Source organism: Pantoea allii (assembly GCF_046529425.1).
Taxonomy (GTDB): domain Bacteria; phylum Pseudomonadota; class Gammaproteobacteria; order Enterobacterales; family Enterobacteriaceae; genus Pantoea; species Pantoea allii.
The window spans coordinates 2,586,426-2,610,702 of sequence record NZ_CP125958.1; the positions used below are offsets into that span (position 1 = coordinate 2,586,426).

General features: G+C 52.9%; 25 protein-coding genes. 13 read left to right on the plus strand and 12 right to left on the minus strand.

Annotated features, from left to right (window positions below):
• Nucleotides 1-53: 53 nt before the first annotated feature.
• From QNH99_RS12160 to ytfQ, 5 genes are all read right to left on the minus strand, one after another.
• Nucleotides 54-1,634 carry a sensor domain-containing diguanylate cyclase gene (locus tag QNH99_RS12160; protein WP_014605916.1) on the minus strand — a complete coding sequence of 527 codons (1,581 nt, stop codon included), beginning with the start codon at nt 1,632-1,634 and terminating at the stop codon, nt 54-56.
• A 526-nt stretch (nt 1,635-2,160) separates the two neighbouring features.
• On the minus strand, nt 2,161-3,147 hold the full coding sequence (gene yjfF, locus QNH99_RS12165; RefSeq protein ID WP_014593627.1) for a galactofuranose ABC transporter, permease protein YjfF: 987 nt from the start codon (nt 3,145-3,147) through the stop codon (nt 2,161-2,163).
• On the minus strand, nt 3,144-4,160 hold the full coding sequence (gene ytfT / locus QNH99_RS12170; RefSeq protein ID WP_014593626.1) for a galactofuranose ABC transporter, ATP-binding protein YtfT: 1,017 nt from the start codon (nt 4,158-4,160) through the stop codon (nt 3,144-3,146). Before ytfT ends, yjfF begins: the two co-directional genes overlap by 4 nt.
• Nucleotides 4,153-5,673, minus strand: a complete 1,521-nt coding sequence (locus QNH99_RS12175; RefSeq protein WP_109716278.1) for a sugar ABC transporter ATP-binding protein — start codon at nt 5,671-5,673, stop codon at nt 4,153-4,155. Before QNH99_RS12175 ends, ytfT begins: the two co-directional genes overlap by 8 nt.
• A gap of 54 nt (nt 5,674-5,727) precedes the next feature.
• A complete protein-coding gene (gene ytfQ / locus QNH99_RS12180) occupies nt 5,728-6,684 on the minus strand; it encodes a galactofuranose ABC transporter, galactofuranose-binding protein YtfQ (RefSeq protein ID WP_063879460.1) in 957 nt (318 codons plus the stop codon).
• Nucleotides 6,685-7,351: 667 nt separating this feature from the next.
• On the opposite strand from ytfQ, the gene ydgT reads away from it, so the two are divergent.
• The 9 genes from ydgT to nth all read left to right on the plus strand — a co-directional run bounded on the left by ydgT (nt 7,352) and on the right by nth (nt 15,008).
• Complete coding sequence (gene ydgT, locus QNH99_RS12185; protein ID WP_063879459.1) at nt 7,352-7,567, plus strand: transcription modulator YdgT; 216 nt, start codon at nt 7,352-7,354, stop codon at nt 7,565-7,567.
• A 103-nt stretch (nt 7,568-7,670) separates the two neighbouring features.
• On the plus strand, nt 7,671-8,114 hold the full coding sequence (locus QNH99_RS12190) for a DUF2569 domain-containing protein (RefSeq protein WP_096012618.1): 444 nt from the start codon (nt 7,671-7,673) through the stop codon (nt 8,112-8,114).
• A 123-nt stretch (nt 8,115-8,237) separates the two neighbouring features.
• Nucleotides 8,238-8,819, plus strand: coding sequence for an electron transport complex subunit RsxA (gene rsxA, locus QNH99_RS12195; RefSeq protein ID WP_013025663.1), 582 nt, complete (start codon nt 8,238-8,240; stop codon nt 8,817-8,819).
• Nucleotides 8,819-9,397 carry an electron transport complex subunit RsxB gene (gene rsxB / locus QNH99_RS12200; RefSeq protein WP_063879457.1) on the plus strand — a complete coding sequence of 193 codons (579 nt, stop codon included), beginning with the start codon at nt 8,819-8,821 and terminating at the stop codon, nt 9,395-9,397. Before rsxA ends, rsxB begins: the two co-directional genes overlap by 1 nt.
• Nucleotides 9,390-11,987 (plus strand): electron transport complex subunit RsxC, encoded by a 2,598-nt coding sequence (rsxC, locus tag QNH99_RS12205; RefSeq protein WP_410516740.1) that lies wholly within the window; start codon nt 9,390-9,392, stop codon nt 11,985-11,987. Before rsxB ends, rsxC begins: the two co-directional genes overlap by 8 nt.
• Nucleotides 11,988-13,046: an electron transport complex subunit RsxD gene (gene rsxD, locus QNH99_RS12210; RefSeq protein ID WP_410516741.1), complete on the plus strand. Its 1,059-nt coding sequence runs from the start codon at nt 11,988-11,990 to the stop codon at nt 13,044-13,046.
• Between the two features lie 3 nt (nt 13,047-13,049).
• Complete coding sequence (gene rsxG / locus QNH99_RS12215) at nt 13,050-13,682, plus strand: electron transport complex subunit RsxG (protein WP_283379462.1); 633 nt, start codon at nt 13,050-13,052, stop codon at nt 13,680-13,682.
• Nucleotides 13,675-14,379, plus strand: a complete 705-nt coding sequence (locus QNH99_RS12220; protein ID WP_063879454.1) for an electron transport complex subunit E — start codon at nt 13,675-13,677, stop codon at nt 14,377-14,379. The genes rsxG and QNH99_RS12220 overlap by 8 nt, the downstream gene beginning before the upstream one ends.
• Nucleotides 14,376-15,008, plus strand: coding sequence for an endonuclease III (nth, locus tag QNH99_RS12225; RefSeq protein ID WP_109716275.1), 633 nt, complete (start codon nt 14,376-14,378; stop codon nt 15,006-15,008). Before QNH99_RS12220 ends, nth begins: the two co-directional genes overlap by 4 nt.
• Nucleotides 15,009-15,080: 72 nt before the next feature.
• Here the strand turns inward: nth and QNH99_RS12230 are convergent, their stop codons facing one another.
• The gene (locus tag QNH99_RS12230) at nt 15,081-15,779 is read right to left on the minus strand and encodes a CTP synthase C-terminal region-related (seleno)protein (protein WP_109716274.1); all 699 of its coding nucleotides are present in this window, start codon (nt 15,777-15,779) and stop codon (nt 15,081-15,083) included.
• Between the two features lie 597 nt (nt 15,780-16,376).
• Between QNH99_RS12230 and dtpA the strand changes: the two genes are divergently transcribed.
• The gene (dtpA, locus tag QNH99_RS12235; RefSeq protein ID WP_109716273.1) at nt 16,377-17,861 is read left to right on the plus strand and encodes a dipeptide/tripeptide permease DtpA; all 1,485 of its coding nucleotides are present in this window, start codon (nt 16,377-16,379) and stop codon (nt 17,859-17,861) included.
• 153 nt (nt 17,862-18,014) lie between these two features.
• Complete coding sequence (gene gstA, locus QNH99_RS12240) at nt 18,015-18,620, plus strand: glutathione transferase GstA (protein ID WP_063879450.1); 606 nt, start codon at nt 18,015-18,017, stop codon at nt 18,618-18,620.
• Between the two features lie 37 nt (nt 18,621-18,657).
• Here gstA and pdxY read toward each other — a convergent pair whose 3' ends face one another.
• The 4 genes from pdxY to QNH99_RS12260 form a co-directional block, all read right to left on the minus strand.
• Nucleotides 18,658-19,518 carry a pyridoxal kinase PdxY gene (gene pdxY, locus QNH99_RS12245; protein ID WP_241536589.1) on the minus strand — a complete coding sequence of 287 codons (861 nt, stop codon included), beginning with the start codon at nt 19,516-19,518 and terminating at the stop codon, nt 18,658-18,660.
• A 56-nt stretch (nt 19,519-19,574) separates the two neighbouring features.
• Entirely contained in the window at nt 19,575-20,849 is a 1,275-nt protein-coding gene (tyrS, locus tag QNH99_RS12250) for a tyrosine--tRNA ligase (RefSeq protein WP_109716272.1), read from the minus strand.
• Between the two features lie 138 nt (nt 20,850-20,987).
• The gene (gene pdxH / locus QNH99_RS12255) at nt 20,988-21,644 is read right to left on the minus strand and encodes a pyridoxamine 5'-phosphate oxidase (RefSeq protein WP_096012623.1); all 657 of its coding nucleotides are present in this window, start codon (nt 21,642-21,644) and stop codon (nt 20,988-20,990) included.
• 24 nt (nt 21,645-21,668) lie between these two features.
• Nucleotides 21,669-21,983: an MliC family protein gene (locus QNH99_RS12260; protein WP_063879446.1), complete on the minus strand. Its 315-nt coding sequence runs from the start codon at nt 21,981-21,983 to the stop codon at nt 21,669-21,671.
• 450 nt (nt 21,984-22,433) lie between these two features.
• On the opposite strand from QNH99_RS12260, the gene QNH99_RS12265 reads away from it, so the two are divergent.
• A complete protein-coding gene (locus tag QNH99_RS12265) occupies nt 22,434-22,685 on the plus strand; it encodes a hypothetical protein (protein ID WP_145393294.1) in 252 nt (83 codons plus the stop codon).
• Nucleotides 22,657-23,004: a low molecular weight protein tyrosine phosphatase family protein gene (locus QNH99_RS12270; RefSeq protein ID WP_145393295.1), complete on the plus strand. Its 348-nt coding sequence runs from the start codon at nt 22,657-22,659 to the stop codon at nt 23,002-23,004. Before QNH99_RS12265 ends, QNH99_RS12270 begins: the two co-directional genes overlap by 29 nt.
• 113 nt (nt 23,005-23,117) lie before the next feature.
• On the opposite strand, the gene QNH99_RS12275 is transcribed toward QNH99_RS12270, so the two are convergent.
• Both QNH99_RS12275 and QNH99_RS12280 read right to left on the minus strand, forming a co-directional pair.
• Nucleotides 23,118-23,555 carry a GNAT family N-acetyltransferase gene (locus tag QNH99_RS12275; RefSeq protein WP_145393296.1) on the minus strand — a complete coding sequence of 146 codons (438 nt, stop codon included), beginning with the start codon at nt 23,553-23,555 and terminating at the stop codon, nt 23,118-23,120.
• Nucleotides 23,556-23,823: 268 nt separating this feature from the next.
• Nucleotides 23,824-24,261, minus strand: a complete 438-nt coding sequence (locus QNH99_RS12280) for a hypothetical protein (RefSeq protein ID WP_370513126.1) — start codon at nt 24,259-24,261, stop codon at nt 23,824-23,826.
• Nucleotides 24,262-24,277: the final 16 nt, after the last annotated feature.

Consider the following 24,277-nt stretch of genomic DNA (forward strand, 5'->3'; position numbering starts at 1 on the left):
GCACGACGCTGAGATCTCAATGTTGATAATCTTGACGTCGTGCAGTGCATTTTTTACGACGAAATCAGTTTACTTCTGGCAGAAACAACTCTGTTTCGCCCCTCATGCTTTGCCTGGTACAACCATTGGTCAACGGAAAGCAATGTTTCCTCAATATCGTTGTTATGGTGAGCTAAACTCTCCACGCCAGCTGATATTGTCATTTTTCCTACTTCGCTAAATTGCGCACATGCGATATGTTCACGGATACGATTTGCAATAGATTCAGCCTCTGAGATTTGTGTATTCGGAAAGAAAACAACAAATTCTTCGCCACCAAACCGACAAACAATATCGTTAGTGCGGCAGCCTTTTTTTAAAAACATCGCGACGGCCACTAACGTTTTATCACCGATATCATGCCCATAGTGATCATTAATGCGCTTAAAGTAATCGATATCGAAAGAGGCAAGACTATGTTCGTTTTTAGCAGAGAGGTAAGGCGCGGTAAGTTGCTCAAATCCACGTCGGTTATACAGTTTGGTCAGATGATCGGTTATTGCATCATCACGTAATATGGCCAACGTTTTATTAATTGTGTTCGAATAAGCCAAAAAAGATTTTTTCAGCCGGTCAGATTCTTTATACCACGTTTTTATGCCCTTGATTTTGGGAGGCAAATCCTTCGTTGTAGTAGACCGGGTCAGGCCAGCGAGTCTTTCGAGCGGTTTGGAAATCTGCGTGGAAACAAAGATGCTCACACCGACCAATAGCAATGCTATCACCAGTCCATAAACCAACACATCTTTAGCGATAAGCGTGAGTGTCGTGCTGACCACGTCAGGCGAAACGCATACGAATACGTGCCAGTTGGTTTTGATAACGTCTGAATAGCCTAACAGGCAGTCGCGTTGTTCTAACGTTGTCTTTAATCCACCGCTGCTGGCCTGATTCAGCCGCGTCGTCAGGCTGGTAGTCAAAGGATTGTTTTTTCCTGTAAGCATCTCATCAGGTGAATAAATGACTTCTCCAGTATCTGAAACAATGCTGATCGTTGTTTTATCAGTATAAAAATGATGGCTCATGAGGCGGCTTAAAATACTTTTTCTTTTCAGGTAGATAGATCCTGCAATATAACCCAGATACGCCCCCGAAGAGGAATAGATCGGGTTCGACAAAAAAATGAGATAGTTACCTGTGGAAGGTGTAAAGGGTTCTGATACGAACGCCCCCTTTTTTACCGCCATCAACTGCTCAGGGGCAACATTCAAAGACGTACCAACAGGCAGTAAACCTGGTGGAGAGGATGCCGCAACGTAACCGTCTGGCGTTAGCATCACGACTGAACTGAACATATCCGATTGCAGTCTTAATCTGTCAGCTTCTTGCTGTAGTGCCTGTTTGTCTTCAAAACGTTTAATCTGAGTGGCACTGTATGCAAGCTCTTTTTGTGCCGTTCTGAATGTACTGTCGGTCATATCAGCAAGCTTACGGGCATAGGCGGTGTTAGATTCAATGATTCTTTTTTCAGTCAGAACCTTAAGAACAACGCCCACCACCAATATCAGCATGAGTGCAGTAATGACTATGCAACCAACAGAATGCAGGCACAGAAGCCCTTTTAACGAGGGTTTATAGGTTTTATTCATTCCCACAGCAGGTCTCTGTTATTTGCCATCATTATTTCAAAGATATTAGCACTGCCTGGAAAAAACAAAGCGTTTCACGGCTAAACGTCACCCTCTTACTCTCGCTAATCAGCGACATCGCGCTGATAAAGGCGTAAATCCAGCGCTTGCCAGACTGGCAATCCGGTGACGCAGTTATACCGCTGGCACCCTCTTCTCCATCATTAACCTTATTCTGCCGTGAAAAAAGAGGCGGGCCGTCGTTAACGTCTTCTGAAACAGGCCAAATACGTACAGGACAGGCATTCATTGCAAATGCGTTATGACCTGCTAGCAATAATAAACCGACATAACGCAGAGGGAATGGACATGCTTTATCCGTGATTGAGAAAGCATGCAGGCTGGCATGATGTGATACAACGCATGCACCCGCACGATGAATAATCCCTGTTGAGGCAATGCTTATTCACTCACGCTCTCTCACCTACCATTACCGATTATGGGTTGCGCCACCTGCTACTCAAAAAAGCGGCGCATCAGCGCCGCCCTTAGCTTATTGAATCAGCCGTTTCACCGGCGCGTTCCGTTGACGATCCCAAATTACCGTCAGCAGGCGCTGTAACGCGATAAACGCAAACAGCAAAATGCCAATAGCAATCTTGGTCCACCAGGAACTGAGCGTGCCGTCAAAGTTGATCCAGGTTTGAATAAGCCCCTGAATTAACACGCCGAACAAGGTGCCCAGCACCGTGCCTACGCCACCCGAGAGTAAGGTTCCGCCAATCACTACAGAGGCAATCGCATCCAGTTCCACGCCCAATCCAGCCAGGGCATAGCCCGCCGAGGTATAGATGGAAAACACAATGCCGGCCAGCGTCGCCAGGGTAGTCGACAGCATGTAGATCTTAATGGTGGTGGCGCGGGTTGAAACGCCCATGAGTTGCGCGGAGGTCAGGCTGCCGCCAATCGCATAAACCTGATTACCAAAGCGAGTGCGGTGCGCCAGAATGATCCCGCCCGCCACCACCACCAGCATGATCAGCGCCAGCAAACTGAGCCGCCCGCCCCCCGGAACCTTCCATGCCATGCTGGACAGCGTGGCGTAAAGAGGATGATCGATCGGAATAGAATTCTCAGAGACCAGGTAACTGCAGCCGCGCAGAAAAAACATGCCCGCCAGGGTGATAATAAATGCGGGAATTTTCAGCGCATCAATCAGCCAGCCCATCATGGCACCAAACATCGCTCCCATACTCAGGATGAGGGCAAACGCCAGGACGGGGTTGAGGTGATAGTCACCGATAACCTTTGCCAAAAATACACCCGAAAATGCAATGACGGCCCCCACTGAAAGATCGATGCCGCCCGATAAAATCACAAAGGTCATACCGACAGCGATAATGCCGAGGAAGGCGTTATCCGTCAAAATGTTACAGATCACCCGCGTGGAAGCAAAGCCGGGAAACTGGCTCAGGCAAAACAGATAGCCCATGACGAACACCAGTAGGGTGATCATTAGAGGCAGATGACGTTTAATCATGATGGACGTCTCCGTTTAAACATCGCAATAAAGCGCGGGGATTGTAGAAGCAGAACGCACATGACCACTATCGCCTTCACCACCTGATTCAACTCTGGCGGAAAGCCAGAGAGTAGAATACCGGTGTTCATCGACTGAATAATCAGCGCACCTATCAATGACAGCACGATGTTAAACCGGCCGCCCATTAGGGATGCTCCGCCGATGACCACGGCGAGAATCGCATCCAGTTCCAGCCACAATCCGGCATTGTTAGCATCTGCGCCACGAATATCCGCCGCCACAATCAGGCCGGCTACCGCTGCGCAGAGCCCGCTGATGGCGTAGGTGGACATCACCACCAGCCAGCCATTCACCCCGGCATTACGTGCGGCACGCAAGTTGATGCCCACGGCCTCAATAAACAGCCCCAGCGCCGTTTTGCGCGCCAGCAGCCAGACCAGCAGCGCCACCGCCACGGTAATCCACACCGGCACCGGTAACAACCACAGCGCCCCATTCCCAAACCAGCCAAGGCTGTCATTATTAAAGGTTACGATTTGCCCCTGAGTAATAAGCTGAGCAATACCGCGTCCGGCGACCATTAAAATCAGCGTGGCAACAAACGGCTGGATACGGAGCAAGGCCACCAGAATGCCGTTCCATATGCCGCAGGCCAGACCGCTGGCCAGCGTCACCATAATGATAAAGGGTACACCGTGCCCGGCGACGGTCAGCGTAGCGGCGGTGGCGCCGGCAATCGCCATCACGGCGCCGACCGACAGGTCGATCCCGCCGGTGGCGATGACCAGCGTCATGCCGATGGCCAGTAAAGCAACGGGCGCGGCGCGGTTGATAATGTCGATCGGACTGCCAAACAGCCGTCCGTCCTGAAGATGAATCGCAAAAAAGTTATTCGCGACCAGGCTGTCAACTAACAGCACCAGCAACAGGGCAATAATCTGCGGCATGCCGGGCGGCAGCCTGAACTTGCGACGTTGAGGTTTGGTCGCGGTGACCGGGGATTCAAGCATGCTGCGTACCTCCATCAGCAATAGCGTTAACGATTGCCGCCACAGAAAGCTGCTCCAGTGGAATCTCCGCCACCTGTTTCAGGTCACGCATGATCAATACGCGATCGGCGTAGCCCACCAGCTCTTCCAGCTCCGAGGAAATCACCAACAATGCCAGGCCATCGGCACATAAGGATTCTATCAAGCGGATAATTTCGGCATGAGCGCCCACGTCAATCCCGCGCGTCGGCTCATCCAGGATCAGAAACTGCGGTTTCGTCACCAGCCAGCGTGACAGCAGGACCTTTTGCTGATTACCGCCGGATAACAGCTCCACAGGTTGCTCCGCGTGCGGTGTGCGAATACCCAGACTTTTAATAAAGCGCTCGGCAATGGCCTGCTGTTCCCGCTTTTTAATCGGACGTAACCAGCCGCGCTGCGCCTGTAATGCCAGAATGATATTCTCACGCACCGAGGCTGCGCCGATGATGCCGTCTGTTTTACGGTCTTCCGGGCAGAACCCCATGCCAAGGCGAGAAGCCTGTGCAGGCGTGCGAATATGTTCAACCTTCCCTTTGATTTTTGCCGTACCGCGATCGGCGCGACGAATACCAAACAGGACTTCTGCCGTCTCCGTGCGACCGGACCCCAACAATCCGGCCAGCCCCACCACTTCGCCAGGTCTGACCTGCAGGTTGAAGGGATCGATAGTGCCTTTTTTGCCGTAGTCTTCAAACGACACCACAGGCTGATTGCTGCGCAGCGTACTGCCCTGCCGTTGCAATGCGGTGGCCATCAGCTCTCGGCCAATCATCAACTTTACCAGCTCAATCTGCGGCAGGGTTGCTGTGTCATGCGTGGCGATGAATTTACCATTGCGCAGGACGGTGATGCGGTCGGTAATGCGGTAAACCTGATCCAGAAAATGCGTCACAAATATCAGGCTCATGCCGCGATTCTTTAGCTGCGTCATGAGGGTAAAAAGCATTTCAACTTCACTGGCATCCAGACTGGCGGTGGGCTCGTCCAGAATCAGGACCTGCGCAGAGAGATCGACGGCCCGGCAGATGGCGATGATCTGCTGCATCGCGACCGAGTAGTGACCGAGAGGTCGGGTGACATCCAGGGCAAAACCGTAATTACGCATCAGGGCATCGGCATCGCGAACCATGCGCTTACGGTCAATCATGCCGAAACGGCGCGGTTCCCGACCGATATACAGGTTGTCAGCCACCGACATGTTCGGCAGCAGATTAACTTCCTGATAGACCGTCCCGATACCAATCTCCTGGGCTTCGGCGGTGCTGCGCGGCGAAATCGACTGACCGTTTAACGTGATCGTGCCGCTGTCCCGGGTATATACGCCGGTCAGGACTTTAATCAGTGTGGATTTTCCTGCGCCGTTTTCACCCAGCAGCGCCATGATTTCGCCTTTGCGCAGGCTGAGTGAGACATCATCCAGCGCTTTCACGCCGGGGAAGCCTTTGCTGACGCCGCTGATGGCTAAAAGAGGGTGTTCGTCGTGTGTGGTCATGCTGTCAACTCCGCACTACATCATAGAAAGCCGCCCCGAAGGGCGGCCTGCGGCTTAGTAACCCATGTTCTTTTTCTTATCTAACTCTGCCTGCGCGTCAGCAGGTAAAAAGAGTTTTGATTCTGTTCTGATAATTTTTGGCGGTAAGGTGCCGTCTTTTTTGAATTTTTCCAGTGCATCAAATGCCGGGCCAGCCATATTTGGCGTTAACTCCACGTTGGCATTGGCTTCGCCTGCCAGCATGGCTTTATAGATGTCTGGCACACCGTCAATGGAACCGGTAAGGATATCTTTACCCGGCTTCAGACCGGCTTCTTTAATTGCCTGGATAGCACCGATGGCCATGTCATCGTTATGGGCATAAACCATGCAAATGTTTTTGCCGTTATTCTCTGCTTTGATAAAGCTTTCCATGACTTCTTTCCCTTTACTGCGGGTAAAGTCGCCAGACTGAGAACGAATGACCTTGATATTCGGATGACCGCTGATCGCTTCAGCAAAGCCTTTCTTACGATCGATGGCAACGCTGGCACCCACGGTGCCCTGCAGCTCTACGACGTTACACTTCTTGTCGCCCACGGTCTTAACCAGCCAGTCACCGATAAGTTTGCCTTCCAGCACGTTATCCGCCGTTACCACAGCCTGATACAGCGAGTTGTCTTTAACAACAATGGCGCGGTCCAGAAGGTAAACCGGGATTTTGGCGTCTTTTGCTTCTTCCAACACCGGTTCCCAGCCTGTCTGAACGACAGGTGCGATAAAGATGGCATCAACGCCCTGAGCAATAAAAGAACGTACGGCTTTGATTTGGTTCTCTTGTTTCTGTTGTCCATCGGCAATTTTCAAATTAATGCCGCGTTTTTTTGCTTCGCTTTTTGCCACGTTGGTTTCAGCCGAGCGCCAGCCGGATTCTGAACCTACCTGCGAGAATCCCACCGTCATTTCCGCCGCTAACACTGAGCCACTTAATGCGGCGCTGACCAGCGTGGTCAGGAGTAAACGTTTCCACATAGTTTTTATTCCTCTGAAGGGCGTTTGCTGTATAGGGTAAAGTGCCTGTAAAGACTGACGTAAAAAACGCTGAATTAGGGCGACATGCTTCACAAAATATAGCTATTTAAAGGAGTTACGCTCTTGATGGCGGCAAATCTGGCGAGGCATTATGGACAAAACGCCTGTTTATTTTTTCACCATATGCTAAATAAATGTAATAAACAGAATCGCTTAAGTGTGACGCAGTTGAAAACGATTACAGAGAGGCGTACATAATGAGTTATGGCATTTATTCGCCCACAAAAAGTGTATTTTGTGATTTCCAGCACATCGCCAGGCGGGCCTGTATATCGAATGAAACGATTCCGCTATAAGCGTTTGTTGAGGGTTTAGTGTCTTTATCTTCTTCAGGTCACGCAAACCGGTATTAACAACAGCGGATTTGTGCATATAAACAGATAAAAAGTTACCTGGTCTCTTTAGCGTAACAGGCATAACATCTGTTTAACGCCTGACCCGATAACGGCAACGCCTGTTACTCAGGACTAAAGTCGTTAAAACTGTTGTTTAGCGAGCAATCTCTCACGATTGTCTGATTTTGGCTTTTTTTACGCCCTGGCGCTGGACACAGTCCGGTGTCTCCCTATACTTGGCATTCTTTCACCCTCTATTCGTTATGATAAAAATGACTGCGCACGATTATCTTTTAAAATTTCGTAAAGTGAACAACCTCGATAGTCTTGAAAAACTGTATGACCATCTGAATTATTCGCTTTCTGACGATATCGACATTATCAATATGTACCGTGCCGCCGATCATCGACGTGCAGAGCTGGTGTCCGGTGGTCGTCTGTTTGATCTGGGCTGCGTGCCTAAGTCGGTATGGCGCTACGTCGTCTGATACTGCCGTGAATGACGTTTATTGATACATCGTCATATTGGTTCCCTTCGGTCTTAACATGCTATTCTGAGCCGCTTCCAACGTTGAGACAGGATTAACCGCAATGAACACACAGGATGCCGCACCACGTATTGGTGGCTGGCTTTTGCTGCCGCTGGCATGGTTGTTAATGACGCTGCTGACCACGGCGCTGGTCATGGCGATGTATCTGACGCCGCTGTTTGATGCGCAATGGCGCGCCACCCTGTTTAACCACAGTTCACTTGTCACCAGCTACTGGGCCATTTCACTGTTTACCGCGACGCTGCTGTGGGCTTACAGCATGTGGGTCGTCTGGATATTCTTCAAACGCTCTTACCGGCTGCCGCGCCACTATATCGTCTGGCTGCTGATTACCGTTCTGCTGGCCATAAAGACCTTTGCTTTTACGCCGGTGTCTGACGCCCGCGCCTTGCAGACGCTACTGCTTTCACTCGCGGCAGCGGCGGTTTTTGTGCCCTATTTCAAGCGCTCGGAACGGGTTAAAGCGACGTTTATCCAGCGGTGATGCCCTGATTATCGTCAAAAGTTTAATCCTGAGTGCGGTTGCCCGCAGGCAATGTTGTGTCACAGTTGTGATACAACGCGTTATCAATGATAATAAGCCGCTTTGTGGCAATCAGGCGAAAAAATGACCGATTATCTCCTCCTTTTTGTTGGTACTGTGCTGGTGAATAACTTCGTGTTAGTGAAGTTTCTCGGCCTGTGTCCCTTTATGGGCGTTTCCAAAAAGCTGGAAACGGCCATTGGCATGGGCCTCGCCACCACATTTGTTATCACACTGGCCTCCATTTGTGCATGGCTGGTGAACCACCTTATTCTGGTGCCGCTGGACTTAGTGTATCTGCGGACCATGGCCTATATCCTGGTGATCGCCGTGGTCGTGCAGTTCACCGAAATGGTGGTGCGTAAAACCAGCCCGTCGCTCTATCGACTGCTGGGTATTTTCCTGCCCCTGATTACCACCAACTGTGCCGTGCTGGGCGTGCCGTTGCTGAGCGTTAATCTCAACCATACCTTTTTGCAGGCGGCGCTGTATGGATTCAGCGCGTCGCTGGGTTTCTCACTGGTTATGGTGCTGTTTGCCGGTATGCGTGAGCGTCTGGTGCTGGCGAACGTCCCCGCGCCGTTCAAAGGAAACTCCATTGCGCTGATCACCGCGGGTCTGATGGCACTGGCCTTTATGGGCTTTACCGGTCTGGTGAAATTCTGATGAGTGCGATTTGGATAGCTGTTGCTGTATTGAGCGCCCTGAGCCTGGTCTTTGGCGCGCTGCTGGGTTACGCCTCGCGACGCTTTGAGGTGGAAGAAGATCCGATTGTCGAACAAATTGACGCCATTCTTCCGCAGAGCCAGTGCGGTCAGTGCGGTTACCCCGGCTGTCGTCCCTATGCTGACGCGGTGGGAAATAACGGTGAAGCCATTAATAAATGTGCGCCTGGCGGCGAACAGACCATGCTGAAGCTGGCGGCGCTGCTCAACGTGGAACCGCAACCGATTGACGGTGACGAAGACGCCAAAGCGCCCGTGCGTACCGTGGCGTGGATTGACGAAGCAAACTGCATTGGCTGCACCAAATGTATTCAGGCCTGTCCGGTGGATGCCATCGTCGGCGCAACGCGCGCCATGCACACCGTGCTGAGTGATGTCTGTACGGGCTGCGACCTTTGTGTGGCGCCCTGTCCTACCGACTGTATTGAGATGCGTCCGGTTGCCACCACCACGGCCAACTGGAAATGGGATCTTGAAGCCATTCCTGTTCGGGTGATCCCGGTAGAGAGTCATGCTTAATCTGCTCAATTTTTTCAAAAAAGATAAGGTCTGGGATTTTCAGGGCGGCATTCATCCGCCGGAAATGAAAACCCAGTCCAACGGCACGCCGCTTGCCGAATTGCCGCTGCCGCACCGGTTTATTATTCCGCTTAAGCAGCATATTGGTCATGAAGGTGAGATCGGTGTCTCGCCGGGCGATAAGGTGCTGCGTGGTCAGGCGCTGACGTTTGGCCAGGGCAGAATGCTACCGGTGCACGCGCCAACCTCTGGCGTGATTGAAGCGATTGGCCCGCACATGACGGCTCACCCGTCTGGCCTGTCTGAACTGTGCATTTTCCTGACGCCTGATGGTGAAGACCGTTGGATCTCGCTGGAACCGCTGCCGGACTATCGCCAGTACGAACGTGCCGCTATCATGAAACGCATTCATGACGCCGGCATCGCGGGTCTGGGCGGCGCGGGCTTCCCAACCGCCACCAAACTGAAAGGCGGCTTGCGCGGCGTTAACACCCTGATTATCAATGCGGCGGAGTGCGAACCCTATATCACCGCTGATGATCGTCTGATGCAGGACTACGCAGCCGAAGTGCTGGAAGGCAGCCGTATTCTCGCCTGGGTATTACAGGCAGAACGGGTGTTAATTGGCATCGAAGATAACAAGCCTGAAGCTATCGCCGCACTGAAACAGGCGCTGGGTGGCGAGCGCGATCTGCAGATTCGCGTTATCCCCACCAAGTATCCGTCGGGCGGAGCCAAGCAGCTCACCAAAATTCTTACCGGCAATGAAGTTCCGCATGGCGGACGCTCCACTGATATCGGCGTGCTGATGCAAAACGTCGGGACGGCCTGGGCGGTAAAACGCGCCATTATCAATGGCGAGCCCATTACCGAGCGCGTAGTCACCCTGACCGGTGAGGCGATTGCCCAGCCGCGTAACGTCTGGAGCCGCTTAGGCACGCCCATCAGTCATCTGTTACATCAGGTCGGTTTTCATCCCTCACCACGCCAGATGGTTATTATGGGTGGCCCGCTGATGGGCTTTACCCTGCCGTCACTGGATGTGCCGGTCGTAAAAATCACCAACTGCATTCTGGCACCGTCCAGCACCGAAATGGGCAATGACGAACAGGAGCAATCCTGTATCCGTTGCTCTGCCTGTGCTGACGCGTGCCCGGCTAAACTGCTGCCGCAGCAACTTTACTGGTACAGCAAGGGCGGCGATCACGATAAAGCCCGTGCGCATCACATTGATGACTGTATTGAGTGCGGTGCCTGCGCCTATGTCTGTCCCAGCAATATCCCGCTGGTCCAGTATTATCGTCAGGAAAAAGCCGAGCTGCGGGCTATCGACCTGGAAGCCAAACGCACACTTGAAGCCAAAGCGCGATTTGAAGCGCGTCAGGCCCGACTGGAACGGGAAAAACAAGCGCGTGAAGCGCGCCATGCTGAAGCGAAACAGCGCGTGGCCCGTAGCGACAGTGGCGAACTGGCTGCGGCGAAAGCGCGCGCCAAAGCGCAACAAGGTGTTGAAAGTGAAGAGGCCGTCGCCGAGGCTCGCCACGCTCAGGCACGTTTACGCCAGGCCGAGGCGCAGGCAGAAACTCAGGCGCTGAGCCGTCAGGCCACCGATCCGCGTAAAGCGGCTGTTGAAGCCGCCATTGCGCGTGCTAAAGCAAAAAAATCAGCCGTGCCTGATGCGCCAGAATCCACCGAAGAGGTGGCGGAAGATCCACGCAAAGCAGCGGTCGCTGCCGCCGTTGAACGTGCCAAAGCCAAAAAAGCCGCGCAGGCGGCGGACAGTGCTGACGTAGCGCAGGACGCCCCGACGACGGAAGAAGATCCGCGCAAAGCCGCAGTCGCCGCCGCCGTCGAACGCGCCAAAGCCAAAAAAGCCGCGCAGGCTGCTGCTGCTGCGGACAGTGCTGACGTGGCGCAGGACGCTCCGACGGAAGAAGACCCACGTAAAGCGGCGGTCGCTGCCGCCGTCGAACGCGCCAAAGCCAGAAAAGCCACTCAGGCTGCTGCGGCGGCGGACAGTGCTGATGCGGCGCATGACGCCCCAACGACGGAAGAAGATCCACGTAAAGCGGCAGTCGCCGCCGCCGTTGAACGCGCCAAAGCCAGAAAAGCCGCTCAGGCTGCGGCTGCGGCTGCGGACAGTATTGATGCGGCGCAGGACGCCCCGACGGAAGAAGATCCGCGCAAAGCGGCAGTCGCCGCCGCCGTCGAACGTGCCAAAGCCAGAAAAGCCGCGCAGGCGGCGGCGGCGGACAGTGCTGATGCGGGGCAGGACGCCCCGACGACGGAAGAGGACCCACGTAAAGCGGCGGTCGCTGCCGCCGTCGAACGTGCGAAAGCCAAAAAAGCCGCTGCCGCACTTGCCCGGGCAGAGGCCGCCTCGCGGGATGCAGCACTGGCTGCTACGGAGGCGCACCAGGACGTCGAGCAGGCAGAAATGGCACAAGAACAAGCCAATAATGCGAATGCCGAAGCCGAACAGGCACCTGAACTTGAGCACCCCACGGATGCGCGCAAAGCCGCTATTGCGGCAGCCATCGAACGTGCCAAAGCGCGTAAAGCGCAATCGACATTGACACCTGAGGAATAAATGGCTTTCCGTATAGCAAGTTCACCTTATACCCATAACCGTCGCAGCACCGGCAACATCATGATGCTGGTTGTGTTGGCTGCCCTGCCGGGCTTTGCGGCACAGTGTTATTTCTTTGGTGTTGGCACCCTGTTGCAGGTCATTCTGGCCTCGCTGACCGCATTGCTCACCGAGGCGGCAATACTGCGTCTGCGCAAAACGCCGGTTGCTGCCAATCTGGCCGATAACTCAGCTTTGCTGACGGCGATTCTGTTGGGGATAAGCATCCCCTCTTTGGCCCCTTGGTGGCTGGTAGTCATTGGTACGATCTTTGCCATTGTGATCGCCAAACAGCTGTACGGCGGACTGGGACAAAACCCCTTTAACCCGGCGATGGTGGGTTATGTGGTGTTACTCATCTCGTTTCCGGTGCAGATGACCAGTTGGATGCCGCCGGAATCGCTGCAGATGATCAAACCGGGGATGCTGGATTCGCTGAATATGATCTTTACCGGTCATACCCTGGCGGGCGACACCTTGCAGCAACTGCAGCTCGGGGCCGACGGCGTGAGTCAGGCGACACCGCTCGATACGTTTAAAACCGGCCTGCGCGCCGGACACAGCGCAGAGCAACTGCTGGCTCAGCCTATTTACAGCGGCGTGCTCGCGGGTCTCGGCTGGCAGTGGATTAACCTGGGTTACCTGGTTGGCGGCCTGTTCCTGCTGTGGAAAAACGCCATTCGCTGGCATATCCCGGCCGCCATCTTGCTGTTTCTCGCCTTCTGCGCGACGCTGGGCTGGCTGTTTTCGCCCGCCTCACTGAACAGCCCGATGATTCACCTGTTTTCCGGTGCGACGATGCTCGGGGCGTTTTTCATTGCGACCGATCCGGTCACCGCATCGACGACCGATCGTGGCCGTTTGATCTACGGTGCCCTGATCGGATTGCTTATCTGGCTAATTCGTAGCTTTGGCGGTTACCCGGACGGCGTTGCTTTCGCCGTATTGCTGGCTAATATATGCGTACCGCTGATTGACTATTACACTCAGCCGCGTGTTTACGGCCATCAAAAGGATTAAATGATGCTGGACACGATACGCAAAAATGGCGTGACGCTGGCGCTGTTCGCCGCCATTACAACCGGCGTTACCGCCATTGTGAATACGGTAACCAAGCCCACCGTTGAGCACCAGACGCAGTTACAGCAAAAAAATCTGCTGGATCAGGTGGTGCCAACCGATATGTATGATAACCACATTCAGCAGGAATGTTACGTTGTCACTGATACGGCGCTGGGAAATGCCAGCCCTCACCATCTGTACCTGGCGCGTAAAGGCAATCAGCCTGTCGCTGCCGCTCTGGAAACAACGGCACCCGACGGTTACTCTGGTGCTATCCAGATGCTGGTCGGGGCGGACTTTAACGGCAAAGTCCTGGGCGTGCGTGTGATTGAACATCATGAAACGCCAGGCCTGGGCGATAAAATAGAGCTGCGTATTTCTGACTGGATCAACAGTTTTAATGGCAAAGTGGTGACGGGCCCGGACGATAAAGCGTTTGCCGTGAAAAAAGATGGCGGCGAATTTGATCAGTTTACCGGTGCCACGATTACACCCCGTGCCGTCGTCAATGCCACCAAACGGACGGCATTGTTAATTGAAACCCTTAAGGGAAAACTCTCTTCGTTACCCGAGTGTGGAGACGCAAATGAGTGAAGCTAAAAACCTGCTGGTAGGCGGGCTATGGAAAAACAACTCGGCGCTGGTTCAGTTGCTGGGCCTGTGTCCGCTGCTGGCGGTGACCGCCACCGCCACCAATGCGCTAGGGCTTGGTCTGGCGACCACGCTGGTGCTGACCCTGACCAACAGTTTTATTTCCGCCTCGCGCCGTTGGGTGCCGTCGGAAATTCGTATCCCTATCTACGTGATGATCATTGCGTCCGTGGTGAGCTGTGTTCAGATGCTGATCAATGCTTATGCTTACGGCCTGTACCAGTCGCTCGGCATTTTTATTCCGCTGATCGTAACGAACTGTATCGTGGTGGGACGGGCCGAGGCTGTCGCGTCGAAAAGCAGTATTCCCCTTGCCGCGCTTGATGGTTTTGCCATCGGCATGGGCGCAACCTGCGCGATGGTGGTATTAGGTTCCCTTCGGGAAATTATTGGCAGCGGTACATTGTTTAACGGCGCGGACCAGCTTTTAGGCCCGTGGGCCAAAGTGTTGCGCATCGAAGTGATCCACTTTAATTCGCCGATGCTGTTGGCCATGTTACCGCCTGGCGCATTTATTGGTCTGGGCATGATGCTGGCGGGTAAATACCTGATCGATCAGAAAATGAAGCAGCGGGCGCTGCGCCGTGCTGAAGAGCAGGCCCTTGCCGCACCGCAAGGCACGACCGGAAACGCCGTGTGAACCAGACAAAACGTACAGAGATTCTCAGCCGTCTGCAGCAGGCTAATCCCCATCCGACCACCGAGTTGCAGTTTAGCTCGCCGTTTGAATTGCTGATTGCGGTACTGCTCTCGGCTCAGGCGACTGACGTCAGCGTCAATAAAGCCACCGCAAAGCTCTACCCGGTCGCCAATACGCCCGCCGCGATGCTGGCGCTGGGCGTGGATGGCGTTAAGGAATACATTAAAACTATCGGCCTGTATAACAGCAAAGCAGAGAATGTGATTAAGACCTGTCGCATTCTGCTGGAACAGCACGGCGGTAACGTGCCAGAAGACCGTGCCGCGCTGGAGGCGCTGCCCGGCGTTGGCCGTAAAACGGCAAACGTGGTGCTTAATACTGCCTTTGGCTGGCCCACCATCGCTGTGGATACGCATATTTTCCGCGTCTGCAACCGAACGAATTTTGCCCCCGGCAAAAACGTCGAACAGGTTGAAGAAAAGCTGTTGAAGGTGGTGCCGAAGGCGTTCAAAGTTGACTGTCATCACTGGTTGATTCTGCACGGTCGTTATACCTGCGTCGCCCGCAAGCCGCGCTGTGGGTCCTGCCTGATTGAAGACCTGTGCGAGTATCCTGATAAAGTCGAATAGGCCGATATCCTGCCTGATAAACAGCCCCGACTGAGAGAAGCCTTTGGAGACACAGGCTTTTTGCTTTTTGACCTAACGCTGCTTCAGCGCCGCCTGCATCCAGGCAATCACCAACGGGGAATCCTTGTCCTGTAATGCGGCGCGCTCAGACTGGAACAGCGTGGCGACATAAAAAGGATGATCGGTCAGTTCTATGCCGCGCACATCACCGTCCAGATCCCAGGCCGTAATCCGCAGGTTTCTGCCTTCCAGCGCCGCGATGAATGCCGGGTTAACGCCAAAGTTACAGTGATATCCTTCGTCACTGGATAATTCCCCGTAGGCCCTGGCAATGCGCGAATCGGGTGCAAAAGTGACCTCACCGCGCTGCTCCACCAGCGAGCAACTTAACGGCGCAATGACCATCCGCCCTTCATCATGGGTTTCGGCATGATTTGCATCGTGCCAGCCAAGTACGTTGCGCGCATAGTCGATAACGGCATACTGGAAACCGCCACAGGAGCCCAGAAAAGGTTTGCCGCTTTCCCGCACGTCGCGCAGCATGCTGTATACGCCTTCATCATTTTTATAGGGGCTGCCAGGTACCAGCCAGACGGCATCGCTTTGCCTGATGGCGGATAAGTCGCCCAGCTCAGGCGTAGCAACCCACTGCGGGTCAATATCGATAGCGAGAAAGTCAGCGGCACGGGCAAGCGCCAGAGGAATGGCCTGATGTGCAACGGCTTCTGGACGGTAGTCGCCCACCAGCGCGAGACGTAAAGGTAACGGCATAGCGAAATCCTTGTTAAGGAAATAATGATGCTACGTTAAGCTTAATTTTCTGTCGAGCATTCAGATACTTTCGCGCCCTGTTCAGACAGGATTAGTGAAGCTTCACAGGCATTATTTCCGCTGGAAACCTTTTTTCTCTCTATGAATTAACATTGATAAATGTGACCTTAATCAACATTTTCACGCCTTTGCCGGTCATTTCCGCCATAATCCGCAGACTATTTCATCAAATCGGCTTCAGAACCTGCATTTTAGCCAGATTATCCTGATGAAATATCACATTTCGATGTAAAGCTCGGCGCAACGGTCTTTCAGCAGTTAATATCATTATTAACGCTCTGATAACCACCAGGTTGCGATGTTATTTTGTTAAATCGACTTAAATCATAACAAAATGCCAATTAATAATATTTATTTAGGTTTTAACGCCAGATAACCGGTTTCCCGCAGAAGGTAGAAAAGGCTTGCCCTGTCGCCTTTATTCAGCCAAATTAGTCGCCGTTTTTCCCATCTAATAAAAATCTGGCCCATGGTCCGATCACATGGCGCGGACTTAATTCCTGTCGCGACACAGGATATGAAATAACAGAGGTACAAGTGTCAACTGCAAACAAACACACCGACGAGGCGGTCAGCCTTAATGCATTTAAACAGCCTAAAGCGTTTTATCTGATCTTTACGATCGAATTATGGGAACGTTTTGGTTATTACGGCCTGCAGGCCATCATGGCGGTTTACCTGGTCAGGCAACTGGGGATGTCAGAGTCCGACTCTATCACCCTGTTCTCCTCCTTTAGCGCCCTGGTTTATGGTCTGGTCGCCATCGGCGGCTGGCTGGGCGATAAAGTTCTGGGCACCAAACGCGTTATCGTGTTGGGCGTGCTGGTGCTGGCAATAGGTTACGCGCTGGTGGCCTTCTCGGGCCACAACGTCAGCGTGGTGTATATTGGTATGGCAACCATCGCCGTCGGAAGTGGCTTATTTAAAGCTAACCCCTCTTCGCTGCTCTCTACGTGTTATGACAAAGACGACCCGCGTATTGATGGTGCATTCACCATGTTTTACATGTCCATCAACATCGGCTCGCTGTTTTCAATGATGCTGACCCCATGGTTAGCAGAGAAATATGGCTACAACGTGGCGTTTTCGCTGTCGGTGGTTGGCCTGGTCATTACGCTGCTTAACTTCCTGTTCTGTAAACGCCTGGTGAAAGACTTCGGCTCCAAACCAGACTTTGCGCCACTTCAGTTCGGCAAACTGCTGATGACCCTGGTGGGGATTGTGGTCCTGATCGCCCTGGCAAACTGGATGCTGCATCATCAGTCGATCGCCCGTGTGCTGTTGGGCCTGATCGCGCTGGGCATCTTTGTCATCTTTGCCAAAGAAGCCTTTGCCCTGCATGGTGCAGCGCGCCGTCGTATGATTGTGGCCTTCCTGCTGATGGTAGAAGCCATCGTGTTCTTCGTCCTCTATATGCAGATGCCAACGTCGCTTAACTTCTTTGCCATTCGCAACGTTGAGCACACCATTTTTGGCATCACCTTTGCCCCTGAGCAATTCCAGGCGCTGAACCCGTTCTGGATTATGCTTGCCAGCCCGATTCTGGCCGCAGTCTATAACAAGCTGGGCGATAAACTGCCCATGCCACATAAGTTCGCCATCGGTATGGTGCTGTGTTCGGCGGCCTTCCTGGTGTTACCGGTTGGCGCGAAGTTTGCCAGCGACGCGGGTATCGTGTCCGTTAACTGGTTAATTCTCAGCTATGGTCTGCAGAGCATTGGTGAACTGATGATTTCCGGTCTGGGCCTGGCGATGGTGGCGCAGCTGGTTCCTCAGCGTCTGATGGGCTTTATTATGGGCTCATGGTTCCTGACGACGGCTGGCGCAGCAGTGATTGCCGGTAAAGTCGCTAATCTGATGGCGGTCCCTGAAAACGTTACCGACCCGCTGATCTCTCTGGCCACCTACGGCAAAGTGTTCCAGGAGATTGGTATTGCTACCGCGGTCATTGCCGTGCTGATGATGATAACCGCGCCGCTGCTGAATCGTATGACCCAGGATACGGCAGCCGACAAAGTCTGATTGACCTTATGCCTTTTCATTAAAACCGGGCCTGGCCCGGTTTTTTTGTTTTTGTCGCCGGTCAATTTCCAGTGAACGCCGCATTCTTATTACTGGCAATTCCGCGTCAGGCGATTACTATGCAAACACGATTCGCAATATGGTGACCTCGTTATGAAACTGTTTTGTAAAGCTGGTGCCTGTTCCCTTTCACCGCATATCGTTATGCGGGAATGTGGTCTGGACTTCACCCAGGTTAATGTCGATCTGCAAACTAAGCTCACCGAACGCGGTGAAGATTTTCGCCAGATTAATCCCAAAGGCCAGGTGCCGGCACTGCAACTGAGTGATGGCAATGTGTTGACCGAAGGCGGGGCCATTGTGCAGTATCTGGCCGACCTCAAGCCCGACCGTCACCTGCTGGCGCCGGTGGGAAGCCTGACCCGTTACCATACGATTGAGTGGCTCGGCTATATCGGCAGCGAGTTACACAAGAGCTTCTCTCCGCTGTTCCGCAACGATGCGCCAGAGGAGTACAAAGCCCTGGTACGTCGCCAGCTGGAAGCGAAATTTGCCTGGGTGAATGGTGAACTCGAAGACAAACAGTGGCTGATGGGCGTGCATTTCAGCGTCGCGGATGCTTATTTATATGTGGTTACACGTTGGGCGAAAGCCCTGAGTCTGGACCTGGCAGCACTGGATCACCTGCAACGCTGGTTTGAACGCGTCGCAGAGCGGCCGTCGGTACAGGCCGCGCTTAAAGCGGAAGGACTTAACTAATATGAAAAGGGCCTTACCGGCCCTTTTCTTTACAGCTTCACAGCTTCTCAGCCGGGAAAGCGTGCGTCGGTCGGGCGATGGCGTCCTGCGCGGCAACCAGCTGCAGTTCATACTCACCCATTTCATGCGTTTTCAGCATCACTTCATAGACCGCCGCCGTCACGTGTTCCAGTGCAGCCTGTAGCGATAGCCCGTGCAGCAGATCGACCAGCAATAAGCCGCTGGTTAAATCGCCCACGCCCACCGGCTGACGTACACCAAAATCCAACAGCGGACGGCTGATGTGCCAGGCTTCATCGGCGGTAACCAGCAGCATCTCAAAACGGTCACTGCGGCGTCCTGCGCGCGCCAGATGCTTAATCAGCACCACTTTCGGCCCCTGACTTATCAGCATACGTGCCGCGTCTACGGCCGATTCCACGCTGGTTACGGTGCGTTCGCTGAGCATTTCCAGCTCCAGCAGGTTCGGCGCGATGATATCGCTGGCGGGTAACGCCATCTTGCAGTGGAACTCGGCTACGCCGGGCGCGACGATACAGCCTTTCTCCGGGTGCCCCATCACCGGGTCGCAAAAATACCAGGCTTCCGGATTCGCGACTTTCACCTGACGCACAATTTCCAGAATCTTTTCGCCTTGCTCGGCCGATCCCAGATAACCGCTTAATACCGCATCACAGGTTTTCAGGCGGTCAATATCGGCGATGCCTTTAACAATGTCGGTTAAATGCGTGGCCGGCATAACAGTACCGGTCCAGTGTCCATATTGCGTATGGTTAGAAAACTGCACGGTATTCAGCGGCCAGACGTTCACACCCATACGGCGCATCGGGAACTCTGCCGCCGCGTTACCCGCGTGACCAAACACCACGTGCGACTGAATTGCTAAAACGTTTTTCACTTTTTTGCCCTGTAGTGCCTTGCCATAAAAAAGGGCCGGAAACCGGCCCTGAAAGGTTACTGCCAGTTAATCAGGCAATAATGTTTTTTACCGCGACGCAGCAGCGTAAAGCGGTTAAACAGCTTATCGCTGTCGCTAAAACGGTATTCGGCATCAGACTGCTTTTCGCCATTCAGCGACACGGCATTCGACCCAATCATAGTGCGCGCCTGACCGCGTGAAGGCACCAGCTCAGCTTTGACCAACGCCTGTTGCAGATCGTCCTCGGCACTCAGCGTGATGGTCGGCATACCGTCCTGGGCCAGCTGTTCGAAGTCGGCCTCTGTCATATCGCTTAACGCGCCAGAGAACAGGCTCTCGGTAATACGTTTTGCCGCCGCCAGGCCGTCTTCTCCATGCACCAGGCGCGTGACCTGCTCAGCCAGCACATACTGTGCGCGCGGCGCGGTTCCGCTGTTTTTATCTTCTTCTTCCAGGGCATTAATCTCGTCGATGCTCAGGAAAGTGAAGAATTTCAGGAAGCGGTAAACATCCGCATCGGCGGTGTTGATCCAGAACTGGTAGAACTTATATGGACTGGTTTTCTTCGCATCCAGCCAGACCGCGCCGCCTTCGGTTTTACCGAACTTGGTGCCGTCCGATTTGGTGATCAGCGGGACGGTCAGACCAAACACCTGATTCTGGTGCAGACGACGCGTCAGATCGATACCGGAGGTGATGTTACCCCACTGGTCAGAACCACCGATCTGCAAGGAGACGCCGTGCAGCTCGTTCAGACAGGCGAAGTCGTAACCCTGCAACAGGTTGTAGGAGAATTCGGTGAACGAGATGCCCTGATCGTCACGGTTCAGGCGCTGTTTAACCGCTTCCTTGTTGATCATCTGGTTAACAGAGAAGTGTTTACCGATGTCGCGCAGAAAGGTCAGCACGTTCATATTGCCAAACCAGTCATAGTTGTTGGCGGCAATCGCGCTGTTGGCCCCGCAGTCAAAGTCCAGGAAAGGTGCGACCTGGCTGCGAATCTTTTCTACCCACTCACCCACGGTTTCGCTGGTATTGAGTTTACGCTCTGCGGCTTTAAAACTGGGATCGCCAATCAACCCCGTTGCGCCGCCTACCAGCGCAACCGGTTTGTGCCCGGCATCCTGAAAACGTTTAAGGCAGAGTAGCGGTACCAGATGGCCCAAATGCAAGCTGTCAGCAGTGGGGTCAAAGCCGCAATAGAGCGAAATTGGCCCTTGCGCCAGTTTCTCGACTAACGCGTCTTCATCCGTCACCTGGGCGATCAGGCCCCTCTCTTGCAATTGTTGTATCAGGTTACTGCTGGTCATCACTGACTCCAAATTGATCAGGCTGCACCTATGCTGGTACACAGCTTTCCGCTGAGTTGCGGAAGGAAAAAATTAAGGGCTATAGCATAAAGCGCTGACGCCTTCTGTGCCAGCGCTGATGAGGGGGAAAGCGCAGTTTTAGGGGGCGAGTCGGTCAATTTTCCAGCCGTCGTGATCCCGCTGATAAAGGAAACGATCGTGAAGACGATGTTCGCCCCCCTGCCAGAATTCCATAGTGCTAAATTTCACCCGATAACCGCCCCAGAAACTGGGTAGCGGTACATCACCCTGCTGGAATTTTTGCTTCAGCTCCAGAAACTTGCCTTCCAGCACGCCACGGGCTGAAATCCGGCTTGACTGTTTGGAAACCCAGGCACCGATCTGACTGTCACGCGGACGGCTGCTGAAATACTTTAATACCTCCAGCGGCGACAGCTTCTCGACCTCGCCTAAAACCATCACCTGTCGCTCCAGAAAGTGCCAGGGAAAATGAAGCGAAATACGCGGATTATGACCAAGCTGCTGTGCTTTGCGACTGCCCAGATTGGTGTAAAACACCATGCCCTGCTCATCGAAATGTTTTAACAGCACAATGCGTTGATAAGGCTGTCCATTCTCGTCCACCGTGGCCACTGTCATGGCGGTGGGATCAGGCAGTTGCGCCTCGCAGGCCTGCTTTAGCCAGCTTTCGAACAGCGCCAGCGGATTATCGGGTAAATCTTTGCGACGTAGCCCACCCCGTGTGTATTCACGGCGCAGATGGGCAATAGTTTGTAGCATGTCACTGTCACTCATGATGCACACTCACTCCGGTAAACGTTAACTGGCCGGTTGCAATTCGCAATCGTTTACAACGATCTTATCATTACGCTCAATGAACGCGCCGTTCCCTTTAGACCAGAAAACGTAGTTACCGTCGCTATACCGTGCGCCGGACGCAGAAACCGTTTGCGTCAGCGTCAGCGGCTTGCCATCCATAATAAAGCTGACCTGCTGTTTGGCATTATCCAGGGTGACGGTAAGGGGCAATGTGCCACAGCGGTAATGCAACGTTTCTGGTGCTGGTGGAGCCTTGTGCATCAGGCTGCAGCCCGACAGCATGACCACGGCGGCAACGGTGAGTCCTTTTAACATCAGCGATTCTCCTGTAAGGAAAGCAGGTAATGGGGCCTTCTGCTTTGTTAGGTGTTTTTGACCTTGCACCGGATAGCGCCTTGCGCGCGCTCCGGCCTCTCAGGGCAATTTAACCGATGATAGCCTGGGCATCAGCAAAAGTTTTTAAACAAGTCGGCAGAATGAGGAAGAACGGGGGTGAAAGCACCGCCGCCCTGCCGGGTGAGCAGTTGTGTTTAATGTCAGCCAAGGAGAGTGTTTAAAGACGTGAAGTGATTACAGGTGATGAATGTCCGCTGTGAGCGAAGAGCGGACATTGCTTACCTTGCTCTGTGTCAATTAACGGGGAGCAGAGCAATGATTCACCATAATCCGGACTATAAATTTTCTCCGTAAAAAGCTATATTTCTCCAGTTTGTTCTCCCCGTATTATCGCGGCTGCTCACCCGATTAATCAGAGAGAGTGGAACAATGGAAACTAAACGTACTAGAGCTTGGCGCAATGCACAGAAGCGACGTAACAAGTCTCGTGATATCCGCAAGATCTTATTAAACTTCCGTGGCGAAAAAAACTGGAAGATGCTTTACACGCGGTCGGATAAATTGTTGCGTGCAGCACAACTGGGGCTTGAGTATCCACGTATTACTAACCAACAGCTTGCCTTGAGAGGCCTGGAAGAGTACCACTATTCTGATGAACGTACTTTTTATATGCAGTCGTAATCAATGGCGAAGCCCCACGGCGGAACAGGTGTTCCGCCGTTATCCATGCCTTGCCGTACTTTCCGCTGGGACTAGCCGGGATGCAAAAAAAAGAGTCTCTGCCGAATTGCTTCAATGGGCTGATGTTGTCTGTGTGATGGAACAGAAGCACAAAAACCGCTTAGTGGCCCAATATGGCAGGATCATCGCATTCAAGCCTCTACATGTGCTCAATATCTCTGACGAATACCTTTTTATGGATCCTGAGTTGATAGCAATATTCAAAGATATCGTACCGGAAAAATTGGGACTAACCGATCAAGAAATTGAGAGCCAATAATCGTTTTATCTTTTTGCTATTTATTTCCACATATCCTTCTTCGGCAATGTCCGCGTTTGGCACAAAGCGGACGGCAAGTGCTAAAAGTCCGCTGAGAGCGGACAGCAGACCTTTTATAAGGATTTTTTCATAAAGATACGGCTTGTTCCTTCAGGTTTGCACTCAATACGCCCGAACTCTTCCCAACCGTGCTTCTTATAGAAATCAGGGGCCTGAAAGCTAATTGTGTATAAGAATGCAGCAGTACAGCCCCTTTTTCTGCCTTCCTCCTCAAAGCGGGAAAGGATTTCTGTACCAATCCCCATCTTCCGCAACTCTGGTGGCAGATAGAAAAGATCTATAAAAAGTAGTCCTAACGAAGAGCGCCCCTGCATGCCCCCCAGTACTTCACCGTTTGTATTTGATTTTATTAATATAGCCAATGGCTGACGGTCACTCATCCCCGTCATTAAATCGTTAAAATCATTAAGGCCTTCTTCAATCGCAAGTAATTGTGCAGCGTGAGGATTAGCGCAAACCTCTAAATTTACCCCTTCGACAATGTTATTCATCTAAAATATCCTTTTCAAATAAAGTGCTGTTTAAATATACAGGCCTCAGGAGCAATTTCAAAAGATTTGTCGTATAAGGTTTGCGTTCGAGCTCCATTATCAACTTCCGTCTCTGGCACGGAGCGGACCTTTGGGCCTCAACGGCCGCTACGAGCGAGGAGCGGACGTTCGCAGTGGCTCTCACCTCTGATGAAGGTATTAGTTAACATTGCGGTGTGTTAATCAATATGGCGCAAGTCATATCACAGGGATGCTTCGCAGCGTCGCGCTAGCACGTTTTATCGCCGTCAGCCCAGCGCTTGATATCACTTATCTTTGGCGACCGGATACCCGTGCTCAAGAGGTTCTTGGTTGTATACAGGCTGACCTGCGCGTGGTCACCATTAGGGCTTTCGATCTCAATTAGCGTGTTGTTAATCAACAGTCCCTGTGAAAGGAACTTCTGATTAATCTCCCCTTTTTTGCGCTCACCATCAAACTCGCTTAATACGATTACCGGATTTCCTGAATATGCCTCATATTCGAGGCACTGCCTTGCCATGAGCCTTATGGTTCGATAAGTATCAGATGACCCTGCCTTGCTCACGAAACTGCCGTCAAAAGAGGATTGGCTGCTTTTTAGTTCGCTGACGGTAATAGCACACCCGCTGAGTGAGAGCGAAAATAACAGACTTGTCAGAGCAACGTATTTCACTTTTAACTCCATCATTCAGGTAAATGCC